The sequence below is a fragment of the Streptomyces sp. NPDC006430 genome (assembly GCF_040612395.1).
Classification (GTDB): Bacteria; Actinomycetota; Actinomycetes; order Streptomycetales; family Streptomycetaceae; genus Streptomyces.
Genome location: NZ_JBEXQA010000122.1, coordinates 1 through 1114, shown reverse-complemented (window position 1 = coordinate 1114; position 1114 = coordinate 1). Strand labels below are relative to the sequence as shown.

General features: G+C 60.1%; 1 protein-coding gene. It reads left to right on the top strand.

All coding sequences use genetic code 11. The annotated features are described in order from the left end of the window. The coding region (locus ABZZ20_RS36885) for a B12-binding domain-containing protein (protein WP_356877442.1) at positions 1–1114 on the top strand (1114 nt) is incomplete at both ends.

Here is a 1114-nt window from a genome sequence, read left to right as displayed (position 1 = left end):
AGTCGCGTTTTGCGCAGGTCACCGGTTTGGCTCGGGAGCACGGGGCGGCGTTGATCGCGTTGACGATCGATGAGGCGGGTCAGGCGCGCACGGTCGAGCACAAGGTTGCGATTGCTGAGCGGTTGATCGCGGATCTGACGGGGAACTGGGGGATCCGCGAGTCGGACATTTTGATCGACACGTTGACCTTTACGATTTGTACGGGTCAGGAGGAGTCGCGTGGGGACGGTATCGCGACGATCGAGGCGATCCGTGAGCTCAAGCGTCGTCATCCGCAGGTGCAGACCACGCTGGGTCTGTCGAATATTTCGTTCGGGTTGAACCCGGCTGCGCGTGTCTTGTTGAACTCGGTGTTCTTGGACGAGTGTGTCAAGGCCGGTTTGGATTCGGCGATCGTGCATGCTTCGAAGATCTTGCCCATCGCTCGGTTCGATGAGGAGCAGGTCCGCACGGCCCTGGATCTGATCTATGACCGGCGTGCTGAGGGTTATGACCCGTTGCAGAAGCTGATGGCGTTGTTCGAGGGTGTGAACACCAAGTCCCTCAAGGCCGGTCGTGCTGAGGAACTCCTCGGGTTGCCTTTGGACGAGCGGTTGCAGCGGCGGATCATCGATGGTGAGAAGAATGGTTTGGAGGCGGATCTCGATGAGGCTCTCCAGGCCCGTCCTGCTCTGGACATCGTCAACGACACGCTCTTGGAGGGCATGAAGGTCGTTGGTGAGTTGTTCGGTTCGGGTCAGATGCAGTTGCCGTTCGTGTTGCAGTCGGCGGAGGTCATGAAGACCGCGGTGGCCTATCTGGAGCCGCACATGGAGAAGTCCGACGACGAGGGCAAGGGCACGATCGTCTTGGCGACCGTCCGTGGGGACGTCCACGACATCGGTAAGAACCTGGTCGACATCATTTTGACCAACAACGGCTACAACGTCGTCAACATCGGTATCAAGCAGCCGGTCTCTGCGATCTTGGAAGCCGCGCAGGAACACAAGGCCGACGTCATCGGAATGTCCGGGCTGCTGGTGAAGTCGACCGTGATCATGAAGGAGAACCTGGAGGAGCTCAACCAGCGCAAGCTGGCCGCCGACTACCCGGTGATCCTCGGCGGCGCGGCCCT